This is a genomic window from Rhizorhabdus histidinilytica (assembly GCF_900167915.1).
Classification (GTDB): Bacteria; Pseudomonadota; Alphaproteobacteria; order Sphingomonadales; family Sphingomonadaceae; genus Rhizorhabdus; species Rhizorhabdus histidinilytica.
Genome location: NZ_FUYM01000047.1, coordinates 1 through 1,981, shown reverse-complemented (window position 1 = coordinate 1,981; position 1,981 = coordinate 1). Strand labels below are relative to the sequence as shown.

Below are 1,981 nucleotides of genomic sequence, written 5' to 3'. Positions count from 1 at the left end.
CCGTTGGCGCGGCTGATGACCTTGGCCGAGAAATGGTAGATCGCCATAACGGCCGCCATACTGCCCTTCTTAGCGCAGGTCGGCAACGATGTATAAGCGCGCACTTACACTCTCTGCCGTTCGCGTGATTGACTTGGCCGCATTTTTGTTCGGAACCGCTGTCCTGTGCCTGCGATCGTGCTACGCTGCGGCTCCCGATCATGGGCGCGAGGGAGAGAATATGCGCAAGGTCCGCGACTATGACGCCGAGTTGAAGGCGCTGGGCGACAAGGCCCGCGCGCTCAAGGCGAAGAAGGTGCAGCAACTAGGCGAGCTGGTCACGTCCACCGGGGCAGATGCGCTCGATCCCGACATGCTGGCGGGCGTGCTGCTCGCCGCCGTGGGATCGGCTAACGCGGAAGAAAAGGAGGCGTGGCGCTCGCGGGGCGCGGCCTTCTTTCAGGGGCGCGGGCGCAAGGCTTGGCGACGCACTGGCTGCGACGGCGAAGGCGGCAAGCAAACTGGCGCAAGCGAGGAACAGGCTTGAAGACGCCGCGCGTCGCGCTGATACGAGAGGATGGGTCATGGCCCGACGCGAGCGCACGCGCCATCTCATAGAGTTGGGCGGCCTCGTCCAGAAAGCCGGCCTCGTCGAACTGGCCGACGACGATCGCGCCACCCTCTATGGCGCGATGCTCGAACTGGCTGGACGTGTGCGGGAGGATAAAGCCGGCGATCTGCTGGTGCTCTGGAAGCGGCGTGGGCGTCGCGCATTCGACGCGGAAGCGGAGGAGCAGGAGGACTCGCAATGAGGCTGGACGATTACCGCGTCATGAAACGCCCCGACAAGAAACTCGAAAGCGCATGGGGCCTCTGGTCAGAAAAAAGCCAGAGCTGGCTCGATCTTCTCTTTCCGAGCGAACAGTCCGCCCGCGAAGCCCTCGATTATCTGCACCGCCATAGCACCGGGAAGGACCATCAATGAACAGCCTCGATATCGAAACGATCCGCAACCAGGTCCGCACGCTCGATTATGTGCGCGGCACCCCCGCCGAAGTCGCAATGTGGCGCGAAGCCGATGCCGAGGCCCGCGCCAATCTCACGATCGAAGGCATGGACCTCACCATCGGCGAACAGGCCCTGTTCGAAATGCTGCGCGCCGAAGCCGTGCCCCCTCCCCTCGCCACGGCCATCGTCCTCAAGCTGCTCGATCATCCTGACGCCGACCCGGCGCTGCCGATCACGCCGCTCGCTCGCCTGAAGAACCTCGAACGTGGACGGGAGGAACAATGAGCCTGACCCTATCCTTGCGCCGCTCCGGCGCGATCCTGTTGGCTGGTGCCGCCGCTTGTCTGGTCGCTGGTCCCGCCAGCGCCGCCGACACGCCCCCCGCCTGTCCGGTGACGGATGCACCCTCCAACGCTGTCGCCATTACCTCCACGCCCCTGCCCGTCGAGGCACTGGGCGGCCATTACCGCACGGACACCGGATGGCCTGCCCCCGGAGAGGGGCGCATTGGACAATTGCGCTACGGTTGGGGGCTGATGCTCCAATCGGACGATCCGCGCTTTGCCGACTTCGATCAATCCCCCGGCCCGGTGCATTCCCGCTCGTCGGGATGCTGGATCACCTGGGATCGCCAATATGGCAAAAGCGGAATCGTCGCCGTCTCCAATGGGCGTATCGGCAAGAGCGGCTATGTCGAGGGCTATGTCCCGCCCCGCCCCGATCGCACCCCTACGATCGCCGGATTTCGTTTCGTCACCGCGCAAAAGGTTAGCCGCAAGAATTATGACTGGGTTGGCCTGTGGGTCGCGGAAGGCAACGACCAGCGCACCCAGGCCTCTGTACATTATTCGGACACAGATTCACGGTAGCGGCTTGATGAGCAGCGGCATGAGGCCATCGGCATCGAGGTCGAGGCTCTCGGACCAGATATAATCGCCGGTGAGATTGATGCGGTCCCATCCCAGCGGCGACAATCGGGACAGCATCAATCTCA

5 protein-coding genes are annotated in these 1,981 nt (G+C 63.9%); all 5 read left to right on the top strand.

All coding sequences use genetic code 11. From position 1 onward, the window contains the following. Positions 1 to 220 precede the first annotated feature (220 nt). The 5 genes from B5X82_RS26070 to B5X82_RS26590 are packed head-to-tail and all read left to right on the top strand — an operon-like array spanning position 221 to position 1,856. Complete coding sequence (locus tag B5X82_RS26070) at positions 221 to 526, top strand: conjugal transfer protein TraD (RefSeq protein ID WP_066564286.1); 306 nt, start codon at positions 221 to 223, stop codon at positions 524 to 526. A gap of 37 nt (positions 527 to 563) precedes the next feature. Beyond that, the gene (locus B5X82_RS26065) at positions 564 to 791 is read left to right on the top strand and encodes a conjugal transfer protein TraD (protein WP_026109654.1); all 228 of its coding nucleotides are present in this window, start codon (positions 564 to 566) and stop codon (positions 789 to 791) included. Then, positions 788 to 964 carry a hypothetical protein gene (locus B5X82_RS26900; protein ID WP_017503342.1) on the top strand — a complete coding sequence of 59 codons (177 nt, stop codon included), beginning with the start codon at positions 788 to 790 and terminating at the stop codon, positions 962 to 964. Before B5X82_RS26065 ends, B5X82_RS26900 begins: the two co-directional genes overlap by 4 nt. Beyond that, positions 961 to 1,272, top strand: coding sequence for a hypothetical protein (locus B5X82_RS26060; protein WP_017503343.1), 312 nt, complete (start codon positions 961 to 963; stop codon positions 1,270 to 1,272). The genes B5X82_RS26900 and B5X82_RS26060 overlap by 4 nt, the downstream gene beginning before the upstream one ends. Continuing rightward, the gene (locus B5X82_RS26590) at positions 1,269 to 1,856 is read left to right on the top strand and encodes a hypothetical protein (RefSeq protein ID WP_139385181.1); all 588 of its coding nucleotides are present in this window, start codon (positions 1,269 to 1,271) and stop codon (positions 1,854 to 1,856) included. The genes B5X82_RS26060 and B5X82_RS26590 overlap by 4 nt, the downstream gene beginning before the upstream one ends. The last annotated feature ends 125 nt before the right edge of the window (positions 1,857 to 1,981 follow it).